18 protein-coding genes are annotated in these 18,470 nt (G+C 68.7%); 10 read left to right on the forward strand and 8 right to left on the reverse strand.

What is annotated here, in order from left to right; genetic code table 11:
- The first annotated feature begins 66 nt into the window (after window positions 1–66).
- The 10 genes from hpnC (at window position 67) to C380_RS16155 (ending at window position 11,675) form a co-directional block, all read left to right on the forward strand.
- Window positions 67–975, forward strand: a complete 909-nt coding sequence (hpnC, locus tag C380_RS16110) for a squalene synthase HpnC (protein WP_015014889.1) — start codon at window positions 67–69, stop codon at window positions 973–975.
- A 302-nt stretch (window positions 976–1,277) separates the two neighbouring features.
- Window positions 1,278–2,687, forward strand: a complete 1,410-nt coding sequence (locus tag C380_RS16115; protein ID WP_015014890.1) for an L-serine ammonia-lyase — start codon at window positions 1,278–1,280, stop codon at window positions 2,685–2,687.
- Between the two features lie 78 nt (window positions 2,688–2,765).
- Entirely contained in the window at window positions 2,766–3,299 is a 534-nt protein-coding gene (locus C380_RS16120) for a C4-dicarboxylate ABC transporter substrate-binding protein (RefSeq protein WP_015014891.1), read from the forward strand.
- Between the two features lie 24 nt (window positions 3,300–3,323).
- Window positions 3,324–4,835, forward strand: a complete 1,512-nt coding sequence (locus tag C380_RS16125) for a TRAP transporter large permease subunit (protein WP_015014892.1) — start codon at window positions 3,324–3,326, stop codon at window positions 4,833–4,835.
- A 111-nt stretch (window positions 4,836–4,946) separates the two neighbouring features.
- The gene (gene hpnD / locus C380_RS16130; protein WP_015014893.1) at window positions 4,947–5,786 is read left to right on the forward strand and encodes a presqualene diphosphate synthase HpnD; all 840 of its coding nucleotides are present in this window, start codon (window positions 4,947–4,949) and stop codon (window positions 5,784–5,786) included.
- Window positions 5,787–5,837: 51 nt separating this feature from the next.
- A complete protein-coding gene (hpnE, locus tag C380_RS16135; protein ID WP_051022549.1) occupies window positions 5,838–7,133 on the forward strand; it encodes a hydroxysqualene dehydroxylase HpnE in 1,296 nt (431 codons plus the stop codon).
- 159 nt (window positions 7,134–7,292) lie between these two features.
- Complete coding sequence (locus C380_RS16140) at window positions 7,293–8,303, forward strand: tripartite tricarboxylate transporter substrate binding protein (protein WP_015014895.1); 1,011 nt, start codon at window positions 7,293–7,295, stop codon at window positions 8,301–8,303.
- A 226-nt stretch (window positions 8,304–8,529) separates the two neighbouring features.
- The gene (locus tag C380_RS16145) at window positions 8,530–9,198 is read left to right on the forward strand and encodes a response regulator (RefSeq protein ID WP_015014896.1); all 669 of its coding nucleotides are present in this window, start codon (window positions 8,530–8,532) and stop codon (window positions 9,196–9,198) included.
- 3 nt (window positions 9,199–9,201) lie between these two features.
- Complete coding sequence (locus C380_RS16150) at window positions 9,202–10,590, forward strand: sensor histidine kinase (protein ID WP_015014897.1); 1,389 nt, start codon at window positions 9,202–9,204, stop codon at window positions 10,588–10,590.
- 35 nt (window positions 10,591–10,625) lie between these two features.
- A complete protein-coding gene (locus C380_RS16155; RefSeq protein ID WP_051022727.1) occupies window positions 10,626–11,675 on the forward strand; it encodes a tripartite tricarboxylate transporter substrate-binding protein in 1,050 nt (349 codons plus the stop codon).
- Between the two features lie 32 nt (window positions 11,676–11,707).
- Here C380_RS16155 and C380_RS16160 read toward each other — a convergent pair whose 3' ends face one another.
- From C380_RS16160 to C380_RS16195, 8 genes are all read right to left on the reverse strand, one after another.
- Complete coding sequence (locus C380_RS16160) at window positions 11,708–12,139, reverse strand: nucleotidyltransferase family protein (protein ID WP_015014899.1); 432 nt, start codon at window positions 12,137–12,139, stop codon at window positions 11,708–11,710.
- Window positions 12,140–12,390: 251 nt separating this feature from the next.
- Window positions 12,391–12,603 (reverse strand): DUF2788 domain-containing protein, encoded by a 213-nt coding sequence (locus C380_RS16165; protein ID WP_015014900.1) that lies wholly within the window; start codon window positions 12,601–12,603, stop codon window positions 12,391–12,393.
- Window positions 12,600–13,463: a DUF2189 domain-containing protein gene (locus C380_RS16170; protein ID WP_015014901.1), complete on the reverse strand. Its 864-nt coding sequence runs from the start codon at window positions 13,461–13,463 to the stop codon at window positions 12,600–12,602. The genes C380_RS16165 and C380_RS16170 overlap by 4 nt, the downstream gene beginning before the upstream one ends.
- A 112-nt stretch (window positions 13,464–13,575) precedes the next feature.
- On the reverse strand, window positions 13,576–14,283 hold the full coding sequence (locus tag C380_RS16175; protein WP_015014902.1) for an HAD-IA family hydrolase: 708 nt from the start codon (window positions 14,281–14,283) through the stop codon (window positions 13,576–13,578).
- A 100-nt stretch (window positions 14,284–14,383) separates the two neighbouring features.
- On the reverse strand, window positions 14,384–15,460 hold the full coding sequence (locus C380_RS16180) for a LacI family DNA-binding transcriptional regulator (RefSeq protein WP_015014903.1): 1,077 nt from the start codon (window positions 15,458–15,460) through the stop codon (window positions 14,384–14,386).
- A gap of 227 nt (window positions 15,461–15,687) precedes the next feature.
- Window positions 15,688–16,755, reverse strand: a complete 1,068-nt coding sequence (locus C380_RS16185; protein ID WP_015014904.1) for a D-glycerate dehydrogenase — start codon at window positions 16,753–16,755, stop codon at window positions 15,688–15,690.
- Window positions 16,752–17,702, reverse strand: coding sequence for a sugar kinase (locus C380_RS16190; RefSeq protein WP_015014905.1), 951 nt, complete (start codon window positions 17,700–17,702; stop codon window positions 16,752–16,754). Before C380_RS16190 ends, C380_RS16185 begins: the two co-directional genes overlap by 4 nt.
- Complete coding sequence (locus C380_RS16195) at window positions 17,699–18,445, reverse strand: sugar phosphate isomerase/epimerase (protein ID WP_015014906.1); 747 nt, start codon at window positions 18,443–18,445, stop codon at window positions 17,699–17,701. Before C380_RS16195 ends, C380_RS16190 begins: the two co-directional genes overlap by 4 nt.
- Between the last annotated feature and the right edge of the window lie 25 nt (window positions 18,446–18,470).

Here is an 18,470-nt window from a genome sequence, read left to right on the forward strand (position 1 = left end):
GATTACTGACTGACCGGTTAGTAATCTATGAGAAGCCCTTGAGCTTGTCAAGCGACAATCCGGGGTGTGAACGACCGTCCCAGCCCCTCTCCCCACCCCGGCGCAGCCTCCGCGCCACAGCCCACTGCGACCGATGCGGTGGCGCCCCCCGTGACCCATTACGAAAACTTTCCGGTCGCATCCCTGCTGTGCCCGCCCCACCTGCGCCAGCCGATAGCCGCCATCTACGGCTTTGCGCGCACGGCGGATGACATGGCCGACGAAGGCGATGCCCTGCCCGCCGCCCGGCTGGCAGACCTGGCCGCTTACCTTGCCGATCTGCGCGCGATCGCCCAGGGCCAGGCGCCCTCGCCCCGCTGGGCCAGCGTGTTTTTGCCGCTGCAAGGCGTGTTGCGCAGCCACCAGTTACCTATGCCGCTGCTGGAAGACCTGCTCAGCGCCTTTGCCCAGGACGTGGAAAAAACCCGGGACGGCGAGGGCTACGCCGACCGCGACGAGTTGCTGGACTACTGCCGGCGCTCGGCCAACCCCGTGGGCAGGCTGCTGCTGCACCTGTATGGCGTGCACGACGCCCAGGCGTTGCGCCAGAGCGACGCCATCTGCACTGCGCTCCAGCTCATCAACTTCTGGCAGGACCTGTCCGTGGACATTCCCCGGGGCCGCCACTATTTGCCCCGCGCCGACTGCGCGACCTATGGCGCCTGCCAGTCCGAGCTGCTGGCGCTGCAAAGCACCCGCGAGAACGCCCGCCTGATTGCCGACTGCGCCCACTGGGCCCGCACCATGATGCAGAGCGGCGCCCCCCTGGTGCACCGCCTGCCCGGCCGCGCCGGCTGGGAGCTGCGGCTGGTCGTGCAAGGCGGCCTGCGCATCCTCGACAAGGTCGATGCCCTCAAAGGGGGCAGCCTGCACACCCGACCCAAGCTCCGTGGGTGGGACTGGTGCGTGATGCTGGGCCGCGCGCTGTTGATGTAAGAAAGATTCATGGGCCGCAAGGCGGGCTCACACACTCGCCCTCCAGAGTGCCATGCAATGCAAAAATGGCCTGTAGCGCTTGATTTACATGCGCTAACAGCTATCTAATTCATAGCGATCCGCTGAGATGTTCCACGCCCTCGGCCCGGCCGGGGCAGGGATAGCGAGCATGCCCCGGCCACCGCACCCGGTTAGCCTCGCGGCCACCGTGGCAGGGAGGCGGCCAGCGCCCCACCCTGCCGGCCCGTGCCCGCGCGCCACAAGCGCTGCGGCACTTCTTTTGAGCCAGGGTCACCCCCACCATGTCCGTCAGCGTTTTCGACCTCTTCAAGATCGGCATCGGGCCGTCCAGCTCCCACACTGTGGGCCCCATGATTGCTGCCCGGCAGTTTGCCTGCCATGTGCGCGACACCGTCGGACTGGCGGCCGTGCACCAGGTCACGGTGGAGCTGTTCGGCTCCCTCTCGGCCACCGGCGTGGGCCACGGCACCGACCGCGCCGTGCTGCTCGGCCTGGCCGGGCATGAGCCAGACCATATCGACCCCGACCAGATCGCCCCTGCCATCGCACAAATCCGCCAGAGCGGCACGCTGGCATTGCTGGGCGAGCATGTGGTGCCGTTTGTCGAAAAGGACCACCTGCTGTTTCGCCGCAAGAGCCTGCCGCTGCACCCCAACGGCATGGCATTCCATGCACAGGATGCGCAGGGCAACGACGTCGCCATGCGCGAGTACTACTCGGTGGGCGGCGGCTTTGTGGTCAATGCAGCCGGCCAGCGCGTGCTTAACACCCCGGCCAGCACGGGCGCCGACACCGCCGGCCACAGCCAGGGCCTGCCACACCCGTTCCGCACCGGGGCCGAGCTGCTGGCGCAGTGCCGCACCACGGGCCTGAGCATGGCCCAGCTCATGGCCGCCAACGAACAGCACTGGCGCAGCCCGGCCGAGGTGCGGCGCCAGTTGCTGGCCATCTGGCAGACCATGGCGGGCGCCGTGCAGCGCGGCTGCGCCAGTACCGGCACCCTGCCCGGCCCCATGCATGTGCGCCGCCGCGCGGCCGAGCTGCACAAGAACCTGAGCCGCTCGCCCGAGGCCGCGCTGCGCGACCCGCTCTCCATGCTGGACTGGGTGAACCTGTACGCCATGGCCGTGAACGAAGAAAACGCCGCAGGCGGCCGCGTGGTGACGGCGCCCACCAACGGCGCAGCGGGCGTGATCCCGGCCGTGCTGCACTACTACGTCAACTTTCTGCAGGGCCCCATCCCGGCCAACGACGAAGGCATTGCCACCTTTTTGCTCACCGCAGGTGCCATCGGCATCATCTACAAGGAGAACGCGTCACTCTCCGGCGCCGAGGTGGGCTGCCAGGGCGAGGTGGGCGTGGCCTGCTCCATGGCCGCCGGCGCACTGGCCGCCGTGATGGGCGGCACGCCCGAGCAGGTGGAGAACGCCGCCGAGATCGGCATGGAACACAACCTGGGCATGACCTGCGACCCCGTGGGCGGTCTGGTGCAGATCCCCTGCATCGAGCGCAACGCCATGGGCGCGATCAAGGCCATCAACGCCGCCCGCATGGCGCTGCGTGGCGACGGGCAGCACGTGGTCTCGCTCGACAAGGTCATCAAGACCATGATGCAGACCGGCGCAGACATGAAGGTGAAATACAAGGAGACATCGCGCGGCGGGCTGGCGGTGAATGTGGTCGAATGCTGAATCGCGCCGCCCTCCGGCCTCTATCGCAATCCCTCTCGCACCTCGCTCCGCAGCACGTTTCGTAGCCCCTAAACCTGCATGCATTTGCCGCCTGACCTGCCCACCCCCTTGCCACTGGAGCGCTGGCTCAACCGCCTGGGCACACTGGTGATGCCGCTGGCGCTGCTGGTCGTGCTGCTGCTGTTTTTGCAATGGCCGTTGCGCGACGGGTGGGGCGCGGGGTCCAGCCAGGCCAACGACCTCGCGCAGGTGCTGTTTGCGCTGTATGTGGCGATGGCCCTGCGCCATGCAGACCGGCGCGGCGCCCACCTGGTCAGCCGCCCCGATCTTGCCCATGCGGGCCGGGGCCCGGTGCGCGCCATGCGCCTGCTGGGCGCGCCCCTGGCCGTGCTGCCCTGGGCGGCGTTTGTGTGCATCACCGCCGCGCCTACGGTATGGCGGTCGGTGCAGGGGCTGGAGAGCTTTCCTGAAACCGCCAACCCCGGCTACTTCGCCATCAAGCTGGCCTTGCTGCTGCTCGCCGTGCTGCTGGCCCTGCAAGCACTGGCCGACCTGTGGCGGGCCGTGCACACGCTGCGCGCGCCCACTGGCGCACCGGCGGACCCTGCATGAGTCCCGTCCCATGAGCGCCATCCCATGAACGCCATCGGCCTGTTGCTGCTGGTGCTGGCCCTGGTGCTGATGATGACCACCGGCTGGGCCACCTACGCCGTGCTGCTGGGCGTCAGCACCCTGGGCGCGGTGGCAGGCCTGGCGCTGGGCGCGTTTGATGGCGCCGTGCTGCGCAGCCTGCCGGAGCGCGTGGTGGGCCTGCTCGAACACGACCTGCTGCAGGCGCTGGTGCTGTACGCCGTGGTGGGTGCGCTGCTCAACCACCTGGCACTGGTCAACGGCCTGTACAGCGGCCTGCGCAAATTGTTGGCGCGCGTGGTGGGGCAGCGGGCCGCGCCCGACATGGCGGGCCTGGGCGTGGGCATGCTCATGGCGCCCATGAACGGATCGGTGGGGGCCAGCCTGGTGACCCTGTCGCACACCGCCGGGCAGGCCTGGGCCCACGAAGGCATGCCGCCCGCCCGGCGCACCGCCCTGGTCGCCGTGGCCAGCACGCTGGGCATCATCGTGCCGCCGTCGCTGGTGCTGTTGCTGCTGGGCGATGCCATGCTGCGCGCCCACACCGAGGGCCTGACCCTGGCCACGCAGCTGGGGCTGGCCAGCGCCCACGCGGGCACCCGCATCATCAACACCCAGGACGTGCTGCAGGCCGCCCTGGCCCCCGGTGCGCTGCTGCTGGTGCTGTGGATGGGCGTGACCTGGTGGCTCGCCCAGCCCCGCACTGGCCGCATCGCAGATCAAGGGGTCGCGTCCTCAGCACCCGTGCCGCTGACCTGCGGCGAGCGCTGGACGCTGGGCGTGGTGCCTACGCTCATCGTGGCCCTGCTGGCACTGGTCACCACCGGCCGCGTGCGGGCGGTGGAGGCCGCCGCCACCGCCGGGGTGCTGCTGCTGGTGTGGGGCGTGGCGTCGCGCCAGCTCACGCGCCGGCGGCTGGCACAGGTGCTGGACGACGCCATGGCGCTCACCGGCGCGCTGTCTGCGCTGCTGGTGGCGGCGGTCACGTTCTCGCTGGTGCTGCGCGCCTACGGCACCGATGTGCTGGTGGCCGAATGGATGCGTGCCCTGCAGGGCCAGCCCCTGCTGGCCATGGGAGTGGTGCTGGCCGTGCTGCTGGGCTCGGCGTTTGTGCTCGATGCGTTCGAGCTGATCTTCCTGATCATCCCCATCGTCATGCCCCCTTTGCTGGCGCTGGTGGACGACGCGGCCTGGGTGGCCGCGCTCACCTTGCTGGTGCTGCAGGCGGGGTTCCTGCTGCCGCCGCTGGGCTACGCGCTGGTGCTTTCCCGCGCCCAGGTGGCGCCCCGGCCTGCCATGGGCGCGGTGGCGCGTGCGCTGGCGCCCTACCTGCTCTGCCTGGCCGGCGTGATCGTCCTGGTGATGGCCGTGCCCGCCACCACGCGGTGGCTGCGCAGCACGCCCGCCACGCTGCCCGAGATGTCGATCCAGGGCGACGACCTGGACGCGCTGATGCGCGAGATGTCGCAACCCGAGGCGCCTGCCCCTGCACCCGCCGCCTCCGCAACACCTCCATAAAGCTATTATTTGAATAGCAACCAGGGCATGCTGCACTAGCGCATCCGCCCGAAATCATCTCAAACCCCGACAACCGGACCGCCCCGGTGCGCCATGGGACAATCTCGCCCCATGACACCGCAGCAGTACGTACAGCAAAAAGCCGTGGCCTCGGGCAGCAGCTTCTATTACGCCTTTCTCTTTCTGCCCGCGCCCCGCCGCGCGGCCATCACGGCGTTCTATGCGTTTTGCCGCGAGGTGGACGATGTGGTCGATGAAGTGAGCGACCCGGGCGTGGCCCGCACCAAGCTGGCCTGGTGGCAGGCCGAAGTGACCAAGGCCTACGCGGGCCAGCCCACACACCCCGTGATGCTGGCGCTGATGCCGCTGGCGACCGACTACGGCATCGAACAGCGCCACCTGCAGGCCGTGATCGACGGCTGCCAGATGGACCTGGAGCAGACCCGCTACCTCGACTTTGCAGGCCTCAAGGGCTACTGCCACCTGGTGGCGGGCATCGTGGGCGAAGTGGCCGCGCGCATCTTCGGCCAGACCGACCCGCGCACCACCGAATACGCCCACCGGCTGGGCCTGGCGTTCCAGCTCACCAACATCATCCGCGACGTGGGCGAAGACGCCATGCTGGGCCGCATTTACCTGCCCGTCAGCGAGCTGCAGCAGTTCGACGTGAAAGCGCACGAGATCTTGAAGCGCCAGTACTCCGACCGGTTCACCGCCCTCATGCGCTTTCAGGCCGAGCGCGCCCACCGGCTGTACGACGAGGCCTTTGCCCTGCTGCCCGACGCAGACCGCCGCACCCAGAAGCCCGGCCTGATGATGGCCAGCATCTACCGCACCTTGCTGCGCGAGATCGAGCACGAGAACTTCCAGGTGCTGCACCAGCGCATCCGCCTCACGCCGCTGCGCAAGTTCTGGCTGGCCTGGAAGATGCAGGCCCTGGGCAGGATGTAGCCCGGCGTGGCACTGCAGAAAGTCGCTGTCATCGGGGCTGGCTGGGCTGGCATGGCCGCGGCGATCGCCCACCGGCAGGCTGGCCGCCAGGTCACCGTGTTCGAGGCCGCTCGCACCGTAGGCGGCCGCGCCCGCGCCGTGCCGGGCGCGCTGCCCGATGGCACAGCGGCCACGCTGGACAACGGCCAGCACATCCTGATCGGTGCCTACACCGAGAGCCTGCGCCTGATGCGCCTGGTGGGCGTAGACCCCACCACCGCGCTGCTGCGCCTGCCGCTGACCCTGCAGTTCCCCGACGGCCAGGGCCTGCAACTGCCCGACCTGCCCCCGCCGCTGGATGCATTGCTGGGCATCGTGCGTGCCAAAGGCTGGGGCTGGCAAGACAAGGTCGCCCTGTTGCGCACTGCCACCGCCTGGCAGCTGCGCGGCTTTCGCTGCGCGCCCCACACCTCGGTGGCCGACCTGTGTGCCCCGCTCACGCCCCGGCTGATGGCCGAGTTCATCGACCCGCTGTGCGTGTCGGCACTTAACACCCCCGCACGCGAGGCCAGCGGCCAGGTGTTTTTGCGGGTGCTGCAGGACAGCCTGTTCAGCGGACGCGGCGGCTCCAACCTGTTGCTGCCACGCACCGACGTGGGCGCGCTGTTCCCCGAGGCTGCGGTGCGCTGGCTGGTGCAGCAAGGCGGCCAGGTGGTCACCGGCCAACGCATCCAGCGGCTTGAACCCCTGCCCAGCGGGCGCTGGCAATTGGTGGGGGCTGTGGGCGCCGTCGGTACAGCGCAGGGCGCCGAAGCAGCCGACTCCTTTGACCACATCACCCTGGCCTGCCCCTCCTGGGAGGCCGCGCGTCTGGTCGATGGCCTTGCCAGCACGGCGGGCCTGGCCGCTGCCGCCCGCTGGAGCGCCACCGCCAATGCCCTGCGTTTTGAGGCCATCACCACCGTGTACGCCCACGCCAGCGGCGCGCGCTTGCCCCTGCCCATGCTGGCGCTGCGCAACACGGCAGAGCACCCGGCGCAGTTCGTGTTCGACCGGGGCCAGCTTGACGGCCAGCAGGGCTTGCTGGCCTTTGTGGTGAGCGCCAGCGATGGCGACCGGGCACTCATCGAGCAACAGGTACTGCAGCAAGCCGCCGCGCAGCTGGGCCTGCCCGGCCTGCGCCCCGTGCAGACCGTGGTCGAAAAGCGCGCCACGTTTGCGTGCACCCCGGGCCTGCAGCGGCCCGCCATGCAGGTGCTGCCGGGGCTGACGGCCTGCGGCGACTATGTGGACGGCCCCTACCCGGCGACGCTGGAAGGCGCGGTGCTCAGCGGCACCGCCGTGGCGGCGCGTGCGGCTGCGGGCTGAAACCCAGCGACAGGATCAGCCAGCCACCCCCGGGTAACTACCAAGCCCGCTGACAGCATTCCGAAAGCACGGCCCGGGCACCATGGCGCCACACGCATATCGCATGCGCCTTGTTCGCTTTTTTGCCTTCTGGCCTATCGTTTTGACGGAGACACCCCCATGCTTTCACACGAACACCCCGCCCTCTGGTCCCCCACCCGCCGCCACCTGCTGGGCGCCAGCGGCGCCTTGGCCCTGGGCGGCCTGCTGCCCGCTGGTGCATCGGCCCAGGCGGCCTGGCCTTCCAAGTCAGTGCGGTTTGTGGTGCCGTTCGCTCCGGGCGGCAGCTCGGAGATCGTGGCCCGCTCCACCGCTGCCGAGCTGGGCAAGACGCTGGGCCAGAGCGTGTATGTAGACAACAAGCCCGGCGCCGCCGGCAACATCGCCATGGGTGAAGTGGCACGCTCGGACGACCAGCACACGCTGATCCTGGGCCACATCGGCACGCTGGCCGTCAACCCCTTCATCTTCGACAAGCTGCCCTACGACGCCAACAAGGACTTCAAGCCCGTGAGCCTGCTGGCCAAGGTGCCCAGCCTGTACGTGGTGCACCCCGACGTGCCCGCCAAGAATCTCAAGGAGTTCATCGCCTACGCCAAGAAGAACCCGGCCAAGCTCAGCTATGGCTCGGCGGGCAACGGCAGCGCGGGCCACTTGGCGTTTGAATACCTCAAGATGACCGCCGAGATCTTCATGCTGCACGTGCCCTACCGTGGCACCGGCCCCATGATGACCGACCTGCTTTCGGGCCGCCTTGATGCCGCTGCCGTGGGCGCTGCCGCCCTGCTGCCTTTCATCAAGGCCGGCAAGGTGCGTTGCATTGCCACCGGGTCGGCCAAGCGCCTGCCCCAACTGCCCGACGTGGCTACCGTGGCCGAACAGGGCTTCCCGGGCTTTGAGATGACGCAGTGGTACGGCATGCTGGCCCCCGCCAACCTGGCACCGGCCAACCTCGACAAGCTGGCAGCCGAGACCGCCAAGGCCGTCAAGGCCCCAGGCTCGCTGGAGCGTCTGAACGCGGATGCGGCTGAGGCCATTGGCGGCACGCCCGCGCAGTTTGCGCAGTTCATTGCGTCCGAACAGGAGCGCTGGAAGAAGGTGCTGCTGCGCGCGAAGGTGAAGCCAGACTAACCCCCTGAGCCGCTTCGCGTCTTCCCCCTTTATCTCGCCCCGCTGCGCGGGGCGGGAAGGGGGACGCAGCCAGTGCGGCGGGGCGGCCCTTGCACGGCTGCCTGGCCTGGGCAGTGCGTGCTCGCAAGCTGACTGCTGGCGCTTGCGCGCCGTGACCGCTCCGCGTTGAATGGCTCAATGCTGAAGGCAAGCCCTGCGTCATCCGCACAAACGGTAGCATCCCCTTATGCGCATCCTCCTGGCCGAAGACGACCACAACCTGGGCACCTGGCTGAGCCGTGCGCTGGAGCATGCGGGCATCCAGGTCGAATGGGTGAACGACGGCCGCCTGGCCGACCGCGCGCTGCAGCAGCACGACAACTACGACGCACTGGTGCTGGACCTGGGCCTGCCCGGGCTGGACGGGCAGGCAGTGCTGCAGCGCTTGCGCGACCGCGACCAGCGCCTGCCCGCGCTGATCCTGACGGCACGTGATTCGCTGGACGAGCGCGTGCGCTCGCTCAACGCGGGGGCCGACGACTTTCTGGCCAAACCCTTCGAGCTGGCAGAGCTGGAGGCACGCCTGCACGCCCTGGTGCGCCGCGCGCGTGGCAACGAGCACCAGCGCCAGGCCTGCGGTGCGCTGGTGTACGACAGCGCCCGCAAGCAGTTCACCCTGCGCGGCGAGCCCCTGGCCCTGTCCCCGCGCGAACACGCCGTGCTGCGCGTGCTGGTGCAGCGTAGCGGCGAGCCGTTTTCCAAGCAGCAGATCCTGGACCGCGTGTTCACCGACGATGACGACGTGCACCCCGAAGCCGTCGAGGTGTTTGTGCACCGCCTGCGCAAGCGGCTGGATGGCAGTGGTGTGCGCATCACCACGCTGCGCGGCCTGGGCTATGCGCTTGAGGCTGACTGACCGATGGGCCTGACCGCACGACTGCGCCGCGCCAGCCTGTGGCGGCTGCTGGCCATGCTGCTGCTGCCGCTGCTGGCCCTGGTGACGGGCGTGGAGCTGTGGATGACCCGGCACGATGCGCTGGAGGCCGCCAACGCGGCCTACGACCGCTCGCTGCTCGGCGCGCTCAAGTCCATCGACGCCAACATCTCCACCGCCTCGGGCGGCCTGTCGGCCGAGTTGCCGTACAGCATGCTGGAATTCTTTGAACTCACGGCCAGCGGCAATGTGTACTTTCGCGTGGCGTCGTCCGACGGGCTGGTGGAGCTGGGCAATGCCGACCTGCCCCTGCCCGCCGGCTCGCTGGAGCCCGGCGTGCCACGTTTTTATGACGCCACCTACTTTGGAGAGTCCGTGCGGCTGGCCGCCTACCGCCGCGCGCTGGACCGTGCAGAGCCCACATCCACCGTGCTGGTGCAGGTGGCTGAAAGCACCCGGTCGCGGCAGGACTTCACCGACCGCTTTGTGCGCCGCGCGGTGCAGCGCGATGCGCTGGTGCTGGCCCTGATGGTGCTGGGCACTGCGGCATTGCTGGCCGTGGCGCTGCGCCCACTGGCGCGGCTGGCGCGCGAAGTGCAGGCCCGCAGCAGCGACGACATGACCCCGCTGGCATCCCACGACCTGCCCGCCGACATCCGCCCGCTGGTGGACGCGGTCAACCAGCAGATGGCGCGCACGCAAGACCTGGTGGCGCAGCAGCGGCAGTTTCTGGACGACGCCTCGCACCAGCTGCGCACCCACCTCACCACGCTGCAGATGCAGATCGACTACGCGCGCCGCGAGGGCGACAGCACGCAGGTGCAGCACACGCTGGCCGCCATTGGGGGCGAAATCGCCCGCGCCACGCGCAGCACACAGCAACTGCTGGCACTGGGCCGCAGCGACACGGCGGCGGTGGAGCTGACGCCGTTCGACCTGGCCGCGCTGCTGCGCACGGTGGCGCTGGAGCTGCTGCCCCAGGCGCGCGCCAAGCAGATCGACTTTGGCATCCATACGCCCGCCGCTGGCATCGAGGCCGTGGGCGACAGCGGCCTGCTGCGCGAGGCCCTGACCAATCTGGCAGCCAATGCCATCGCCTACACCCCCGCGCAGGGCACCGTCACCGTGTCGGCAGCGGGTGACAGCCTGGGCTGGAGCATCAGCGTGGAGGACAACGGCCCCGGCCTGCCCGCCGAGGAGCGCGACGCCCTGGGCCAGCGCTACCGGCGCGGCTCGCAGGCCACGGCGGGCGGGTCGGGCCTGGGGCTGGCGATTGCGCGGTCGATTGCCGAGCGGCACCGGGGCAGCCTGCGGCTGCAGGCGCGCGCTGAAGGACCGGGGCTCCTGGCGATACTCTGGTGGCCCCGCGCCTGACGCAGCCCGCTGAACCACTGAACGTTGCACACCCCATGCCGCAGCCCTTGCCCGCCACGGACCGCCTGCTGACCGCGCCTTGCAGCCGCCGCCAGCTGCTGCAGACGCTCGCGGCCGCCGCCAGCGCTGGCGCGGGCCTGGCTCCCTTCCCGGCGGCAGCCGACGCATCCCGTGAGCCGGCGGAATGCATTGCGCCTTCACGCCCCGGCGGCGGATTTGACCTGACCTGTGGTCTGGCCTCGCAGGCACTGCAGGCCGTGCGCCCTGGCCGCACGCCGCTGCGCACCCGCTACCTGCCCGGCGGCATTGGCGCCGTGGCATTTGACCAGGTGGCCACCGGCCGCCTGGGAGGACCCGGCACCCTGGTGGCGTTCTCCAGCGGCTCGCTGCTCAACATGGCGCAGGGCCGCTTCGGCCCACACCCGGTGAGCGCCGTGCGCTGGATTGCAACGCTGGGCAACGACTACGGTGTGGTGGCGGTGCACCGCGACGCCCCCTACCAGCGCTTGCAGGATGTGGTCGCCGCGTTGCAAAAAGATTCGGGCCGCGTGGTGTTTGGTGCCGGCGGCACGCTGGGCAGCCAGGACTGGGTGAAGGCCGCGCTGCTGGTGCGCGCGGCGGGGCAAGACCACAAGCGCATGCGCTTTGTGTCGTTTGAGGGCGGCGGCGAAGCGCTCAAGGCGCTGGGTGGCCGACACATCGACATCTTCACCGGCGACGCGGCCGAGGCCACCCGGGCCGCTGCGGAAGGTCTGCCGGTGCGCATCCTGGCGGTGCTGGCCCCCGCGCGGCTAGCCGGTGCGCTGGCCGCTCTGCCCACCGCACGCGAGCAAGGCATTGACCTGCAATGGACCACCGTGCGCGGCCTCTACATGGCCGCCAGCGTGCCCGACGCCGTTGCCCACGCCTGGACGACTGCCCTGCAGGAAGCGCAGGCGGCACCCGGGTATGCCGCGTTGTGCGCCCGCCATGGGCTGTACCCCTTTGCGCTGAGTGGCACGGCCCTGGACGACTATGTGCAGCGCAGCCTGGCCGACTATCGCCGCCTGGCGCAGGACCTGGGGCTGCGGTCCTGGCCGCGTTGAAGCAGCCAGCGGGCCGGTTCGCCCAATGCGCATCAAGCGGGGTGGATAGTGAGCAGTGGCCGGCGCGCCGCGAACCGCTTGGACGCAACACGCTCCCGATAGGTCTGCGCATCAGCACGCACGGGGTTGTGACGAACCACCAGGCCAAACAAATCGTCCACCCCATGAGGAGCCACAACGCCAATGGAGTCATCCGGCCGCAGGAAGACACCCACGCAAGTAGCGACCTCTGGCCAGGTCGCCACTCCATCCTCCAGCGAAAGCAACGGAGCCACTGTCTGCCCAAGATGTTCAGCAAACCAGCGGTGTACTGTCGCCTGGTTGGTCACCTCCCAGGCCAAGGAGGGCATTACCTTCCTCAAATAGCTTTCGAACTCTGCGTCTTGCGTCGTACGAACTAGACCAGAGTCGAAATACACCACGTCCACGTCGTCCAGGGGCGTAGGCGCAGCAAAGCCGTGCAAATCATCTCAGACCAGGGAGCGCACGGCTCCCGCGCCTATGCACCATGAGTCCAACCCCAGTGAACGAACCGCACGCAGCGCTGCCATCAGCTTAGGCGATGCACCTACCAAGGCTGTCAGACGGCTATGTTTTACCGTCCAGGAACTACTTTGCTGATTCACAAGGCACGCGCTGACTGAAGGTGCGGTGGTTCAGAACAAGACAGCGGACGAGCCAACGTGCCGCCCAACATGAACACGTGGATGCAGGGTCATTTCTCCAGCCACCACTGAATCACCACCTTGGCCAGGAACCCCAGAAAACCCACGCCAAGGCCCAGGAAGAGCACGAACGTGCCAAAGCGCCCGGCCTTCGATTCCCAGGCCAGCTGCCCGATGATGAACAGCATGTAGGCAATGAACGCCCCCACCCCGTAGGTGAGGAAGAAGCCCGAGATCTGCGCCTCGGTAAATCCAAAAATCACAATGTCCCTCCTGGCCGACGCACAGAGGCATTCGGTACAGCGGGGGCCACCAAGTCACGCTCGGGCAGGCTGGAGGCATCCACCAGGTCGCGGTAGGCATGCCAGCTGGCGTGGCCCAGCATGGGCATCACAGCAATCAGGCCCAGCAGCAGCGAGCCCAGGCCCAGCAAGGTAAAGCCCAGGATGATGGCAGCCCAGAACGCCATCGGCAGCGGGTTGGTGATGACCGCCTGCCAGCCGGTGAGCACGGCCTGCAGCAACGTGGCGCGGCGGTCCAGCAGCAGCGGCATGGCCACCACGCTGGACGCAAAAATGGGCGCAGCCATCAGGCTGCCCAGCGCTAGCCAGATTTCAAACAACCAGCCGTCACGCGCCATGACCACATGGCGCAGAAAGTCGAGCGGCGTCTCGATGGGCACGGGCGCGAGCAAGGTGATGAGCGCCGCCGAGGTCATGACCCAGCCCGAGGCGGCCAGCGCCAGCAGCGCCCCGAACTGCAGCATGCACCAGTAGTCGCTGCCCCATTTGTTCACATGGCTGTTCTGCCAGTTGAGCCAGGTCTTGAGCACCACGCCCAGGTTAGCGGCCTCGCCACGCTCCAGCGCGCGGCTCAGCGCATACAGGCTGGTGGCCAGCACCGGCGCCACCACCAGAAACCCCGACAGCGCACCCGCCAGCAGCCAGAAGCGGTGATGCGCCACCGCAAAGATGGCAGCGCCAAACAGGGTGAGCGCCAGGCCATGCGCAAAACTGATCCAGCCCGCCCGCGCCATGTCGCGCCAGGCCAGCACCAGCCAGGTCATGGGCTGCATCAGGCCGATGGTGCGGATGGCAGGTAATGGTGGGGGAGTACGGGGCATGGTGAGAGGGGTCGCTGAGCGACGATGGAGTGTGACCTGATCGGGCCGCAGCTTCAACCGCCGCGCGCCCAAACCTTGACCTGAGGCAAGAAACCGAACCCTGTAGAACCCGTCAGGCCAACAGCCGGCACAGCGCGGTAAGGCTGTCCACCGTGGCGTGGGGCGGTGTGTCGTCGTGCGGCCAGGGGTGGTTGGCACTGTTGATCCACACCGCCTGCATGCCCGCGTTCAGCGCGCCCTGCGCATCCAGTGTGGCGTCGTCGCCCACGTGCAGCACCTCGTGGGGCAGCACATCCACGGCCGTGGCGGCCGCATGGAAGATGCGCACATCGGGCTTGGCGATGCCAAAGTCCGACGCGCTGATGCTGTGGCGAAAGTAGTGGCCGATGCCAATGCGGTGGATATCGGCATTGCCGTTGGACACCGCCACCACCGGGTAGCGCGCTGACAAGAAAGCCAGCGTGTCGTGCGCATCGTCAAACAGCTCCACCCGCTGCCGCTCGGCAAAGAACAAATCAAACGCCGGTTCGGCCAGCGCGGGCTCGTCACCGGCCTGTGTCAGCGCCAGCCGGATGGACTCGCGCCGCAGTGCGCTCAGGTCGCCCTTCAGGTCGGGGCGCAGGGTCACCATCTGGTTGCGGATGGCGCGCAGCGCCTCGGTGTCCGAGAACAATGCCGCCGTGGCGGGCGCATGGTGGGTCAGCCAGTCCAGCAGCACACTTTCGGCCCGCGTGATGGTGGGCCAGATGGGCCAGAGCGTGTCGTCCAGATCGATGGAGATCGCGCGGATGCGGGAGGTGTCCAGAGAGGGGTTTGGCACAGGGCGCACCTGAAGGATGAAGGCGGAAAAAGAGGCCCCGGCGATGCACCGGGGCGAGGGCCGCAAAGCATACCGCAGGCCTTTGCGCCGTGCACTGCGTTCAACCGGGGTCTGGAGCGCCCGCAGGCCCCAACGACGATCCGCGCACCACCAGCAGCCCGGGCAGTAGGCTCTCGCGCGCAGGGCCTTCCAGGCCGTTGATGCGCTCCAGCAGGCACTGCGCCGCGCGTTGTCCGATGGCATCGGTGGGCTGGGCCACCGCGCTCAGGCCAGGCCGGATCAGCGACGCCCATTCAGGGTCGTCAAAGCCCACAAAGCCCAGCTGTTGTCCAAACGTCCACCCCATGCGCGAGACGGCTGCAGCCACCCGCAGCGTGACCACCGAATTGCCCGCCACCACCGCGCAGCGCTCGCCGGGCAGGGCCTGCCGCAGCAGATCGGTGAGTGCCTGGTCCAGCACCTCGTCGCCCTGCTCCGCCGCCAGCTCCAGCACCGTGCCGCGCACCGCCGAGCGCTTGGAGGACACCAGCGCACGAAAGGCCTCTGTGCGCTCGATGCGGGAACTCACGCCCAGCAAGGGCTGGGTGATGTAGAGCAGGCGCTGCCAGCCTTGCTGCTGCAGGTGGGCGCAGGCTTCGCGCATGGCGCCCTGGTTGTCCAACGAGACGAAGTCTGCCGCCAGCCCGGCGTGGCGCCGGTCCACCAGCACGGCGGGTTTGCCGTGCAAGGTGTTCACATCCGCCTGCCCCTCGCCCTGCCCCAGCGTGTTGAGGATGAAACCGTCCACCTGGTAGCTGGCCAGCGCGTCGATGGCCGCGCGCTCGCGCTCGCGGTCGTTGCCCAGGTTGAACAGCATGACCAGGTAGCCAGCGTCCTGGCAGGCCTTCTCGGCGCCTCGCAAAACGGCCACCGAATAGGGGTTGGTGATGTCGGCCACCACCAGGCCAATGAGGCGCGAGCGGCCATGACTCAGCGCCTGGGCCATGGGACTGGGCACGTAGGCCAGCTTAGCGATGGCAGCCTCGACGCGCGCCGCAATGTCGGGGCTGAGCAGGCGTTCGCGGTGGTTGAAGTAGCGCGACACCGTGGCCTTGGACACACCTGCCTCGGCCGCCACATCGGCGATGGTGGGACGGGCGCGCAGCGTGGCGGAGGGTGCGGGTGTCGGCGGGCTCATGCTGGTAAGAACCTGTTCGAAATTTTTTCAGGGTCGCACAAGTGCCTTGCCGGGATGGGGTGCAAGGCGCGGGGTGCAGCCAATAGCCCGTGCTATTGGCAAGCGCCGCAACGCCGCAGACCGCCCGGCAAGGCACTTGCCCGCGAGGGTTGGAGTGAAATCGGGCGATTGGACGCCCCGGCCGCTTGCATGGGCACGAGCCCATGCGGCGCACCCGAAGCATCCACTCATCCCGATTGCACTCCAATGCGATCCCTGAAAAGATTTTGAACAGGTTCTAAGGTGTTGTACACGGCGGCCGGCCGTTCGCCCGCCAGGGCCTGCAGCAGGTTGGTGGTGGCCAACGCGGCCATGGCATGGCGCGTGTCGTGCGTGGCCGAGCCGATGTGGGGCAGCGGCGTCACGCGCGGGTGGGTGCGCAGGGGCGACGCCAGCGGCAGCGGCTCGGTGGCAAATACATCGAGCCCCGCTGCGCGCAGCGGGCCATGGTCCAGCGCGTGCAGCAGGTCTTGCTCCACCACCGTGGCGCCCCGGCCGCCGTTGATGAAGATGGCGCCGGGCTTCATGGCCGCAAACAGTTCGGCGTTGACCATGCCCCGCGTGCTGTCCGACAAGGGCAGCATGGCCACCACAAAGTCCGATTGCGCCAGCAACGCGGGCAGCGGCGTGTGGATGGCCTTGCCCTGCAATTCAGGAGCCTGGGTGGCCAAGTCCACCGGGCGGCGGGCGTGGTACATCACCGGCATGCCAAACCCCAGTGCGGCGCGGCGCGCCACCGCCTGGCCAATGCGGCCAAATCCGAGCAGGCCCAGCGTCTTGCCATGCACATCGCTGCCAAACAGGTCTTCTCCAATGTTCTTGGTCCACCGGCCCTCGCGCACCAGCTGCGACAGCTCTACCAGCCTGCGGCTGGTGGCCATGAGGAGGGCAAACACCGAGTCTGCCACCGTTTCGTCAAGCACTCCGGGGGTGTGGCACAGCATGATGCCGCGCGACTGCAGCACGTCCAGCGCGTAGTTGTCCACGCCCACCGAAATGCTGGACACCACCTGCAGCCGGGGCGCACGCCCCAGCACGGCGGCATCGATGGGAAAGCTGGAGCCGATGAGCCCGTGCGCCTGTGCCAGCGCGGCATCGAATCGCGCACGTTCATCGGGCTTTCGCGGGTCGGCCACGGTCACATCGTGCACGGCGGTCAGCCGCGCGAGCTGGTCGGGCGGCAGCTCGCGAAACACCAGCACCTGCTTGCGCGCGGGGCTTGTGTTGCTGTCTGTTGAAGGTAGCGTCAGGCTCACAGGCCCGCCTCCTGCAGTTGTGCGCGGGTGGGCAGCCCCTCCGTGTCGCCCAGCACCTGCACGGCACGCGCACCGATCCAGGCGCCACGGCGCACGGCGGCGGGCACCGGCAGGCCCTCCAGCAGGGCGCTGATCACGCCCACGGCAAAGCCGTCGCCCGCGCCCACGGTGTCTACCACCTGGGCCACGGGCACGCCGGGCACGCGGCCGGTGCCGGCCACGTCGCTGTCGTAGTAAGCGCCCTCGGGGCCAAGCTTGACGACCACCAGCTTGGCGCCTCGCTCACGGTAAAAGCGCGCCACGCCCTCGGGGGTGGTTTCGCCGGTCAAAAACACGCCCTCTTCCATGCCCGGCAGCACCCAGTCGGCATAGGTTGCCAGGGTGTTGATCCAGTGGCGCATGGTCTCGGGCGACGACCACAGCGTGGGGCGCAGGTTGGGGTCGAACGAGATGGTGCGGCCTGCGGCGCGCATCACCTCCAGCGTGCGAATGGCGGCCTGCAGGCTGGTGTCGGAGATGGCGGCAAACACGCCCGTGGCATGCAGGTGGCGCGCAGAACGCAGCCAGGGCTCATCCACATCGCCGGGCCCCATCTGGCTGGCAGCGGAGCCCTTGCGGTGGTATTCCACCTGCGGGTCGCGGCCATCCATCACACGCTCCTTGAACTGGAAGCCCGTGCGCTGCGTGGCATCGCACACCACGTGCGAGCAATCAATGCCTTCGCCCTGCATGGCAGCCAGCAGCGCGCGGCCCATCGAATCGGTGCCCAGGCGGCTGGCCCAGCCTACCTTCAGGCCCAGACGCGCCAGGCCAATGGCCACATTGGTCTCAGCCCCGGCGGTGCGCTTGTGAAAGCCGGTGGCGTTCTCCAGCGGGCCAGGCTCGTTGGCCACCAGCAGCAGCATGGCCTCGCCAAACAGCGCAACGTCAAAAGCCGGGGCGGTCATGCAGCCTCCCGTGCGGCGCGAATGATGGCCACCTGCTCGCGCGTGACGGTCACCAGGTCGTCGCCCACCAGCGGGTATTCAATGGCATGCGGCACATCGGCAGGCAAGGCACGCAGCACAGCGCGCCAGGGCGCCACCGAATCGGCCAGCGGCACCGCCACCCACTTGGCGGGCAAGCGCTGCACGCCCTTGCAGTGCACATAGCGCACATAGGGCGCCAGGGCCTGCGCGGCCTGCAGCGGGCATTCGCCCTGCCAGTGCCAGTTGCCCATGTCAAAGGTCATGCCCAGGTCGAGCCCCGCCTGCTCCTGGGCTGCAAAAAAGGCCTGCATCGCGGCCAGCGTACCGGCAGTGGCGGTCTGGTCGTTCTCGATCACCAGCTCCACCTGCGGGGCGGCCAACAGCAGGTCCTTGAGGCGGTGCAGCGAGGCATGCGACGAAGGACCAAAGCCGCCAATCGACATCTTCAGGCGCGGCGCACGCAGCACCTGCGCAGCCTGCACGCCACGCGCCAGGGCTGCTTCATTCAGCGCGCCCTGCGGGGTCCACAGACCTTCGGGGCTGGAGTACACCGCCGCCCGGCCCGCCAGCGCGGGCAGCTCGGTGGTTGCATCGCGCAGCAGTTCGCCACGCACCTCCACGCCGTCCGCACCCGCTTGCTGGGCCAGGTCGGTGCACCACAACTGGCCGTGGCGACCGGTTTCGGCCGCGCCGAAGGAGGACAGGGAAATCAATACCTTCATGTGTTTCTTTCAGGCTCCGCCCACC

Source organism: Acidovorax sp. KKS102 (assembly GCF_000302535.1).
Taxonomy (GTDB): Bacteria; Pseudomonadota; Gammaproteobacteria; order Burkholderiales; family Burkholderiaceae_C; genus Acidovorax.

Bases quoted from the DNA above. Each gene is read 5' to 3' on its own strand.
- C380_RS16180 (WP_015014903.1), bottom strand. From the start codon at position 15,460: ATGAGCCCGCCGACACCCGCACCCTCCGCCACGCTGCGCGCCCGTCCC.
- C380_RS16190 (WP_015014905.1), bottom strand. From the start codon at position 17,702: ATGACCGCCCCGGCTTTTGACGTTGCGCTGTTTGGCGAGGCCATGCTG.
- C380_RS16155 (WP_051022727.1), top strand. From the start codon at position 10,626: ATGCCGCAGCCCTTGCCCGCCACGGACCGCCTGCTGACCGCGCCTTGC.
- C380_RS16140 (WP_015014895.1), top strand. From the start codon at position 7,293: ATGCTTTCACACGAACACCCCGCCCTCTGGTCCCCCACCCGCCGCCAC.
- C380_RS16195 (WP_015014906.1), bottom strand. From the start codon at position 18,445: ATGAAGGTATTGATTTCCCTGTCCTCCTTCGGCGCGGCCGAAACCGGT.
- hpnD (WP_015014893.1), top strand. From the start codon at position 4,947: ATGACACCGCAGCAGTACGTACAGCAAAAAGCCGTGGCCTCGGGCAGC.
- C380_RS16170 (WP_015014901.1), bottom strand. From the start codon at position 13,463: ATGCCCCGTACTCCCCCACCATTACCTGCCATCCGCACCATCGGCCTG.
- C380_RS16120 (WP_015014891.1), top strand. From the start codon at position 2,766: ATGCATTTGCCGCCTGACCTGCCCACCCCCTTGCCACTGGAGCGCTGG.
- hpnE (WP_051022549.1), top strand. From the start codon at position 5,838: ATGGCCGCGGCGATCGCCCACCGGCAGGCTGGCCGCCAGGTCACCGTG.
- C380_RS16125 (WP_015014892.1), top strand. From the start codon at position 3,324: ATGAACGCCATCGGCCTGTTGCTGCTGGTGCTGGCCCTGGTGCTGATG.
- C380_RS16145 (WP_015014896.1), top strand. From the start codon at position 8,530: ATGCGCATCCTCCTGGCCGAAGACGACCACAACCTGGGCACCTGGCTG.
- C380_RS16150 (WP_015014897.1), top strand. From the start codon at position 9,202: ATGGGCCTGACCGCACGACTGCGCCGCGCCAGCCTGTGGCGGCTGCTG.
- C380_RS16115 (WP_015014890.1), top strand. From the start codon at position 1,278: ATGTCCGTCAGCGTTTTCGACCTCTTCAAGATCGGCATCGGGCCGTCC.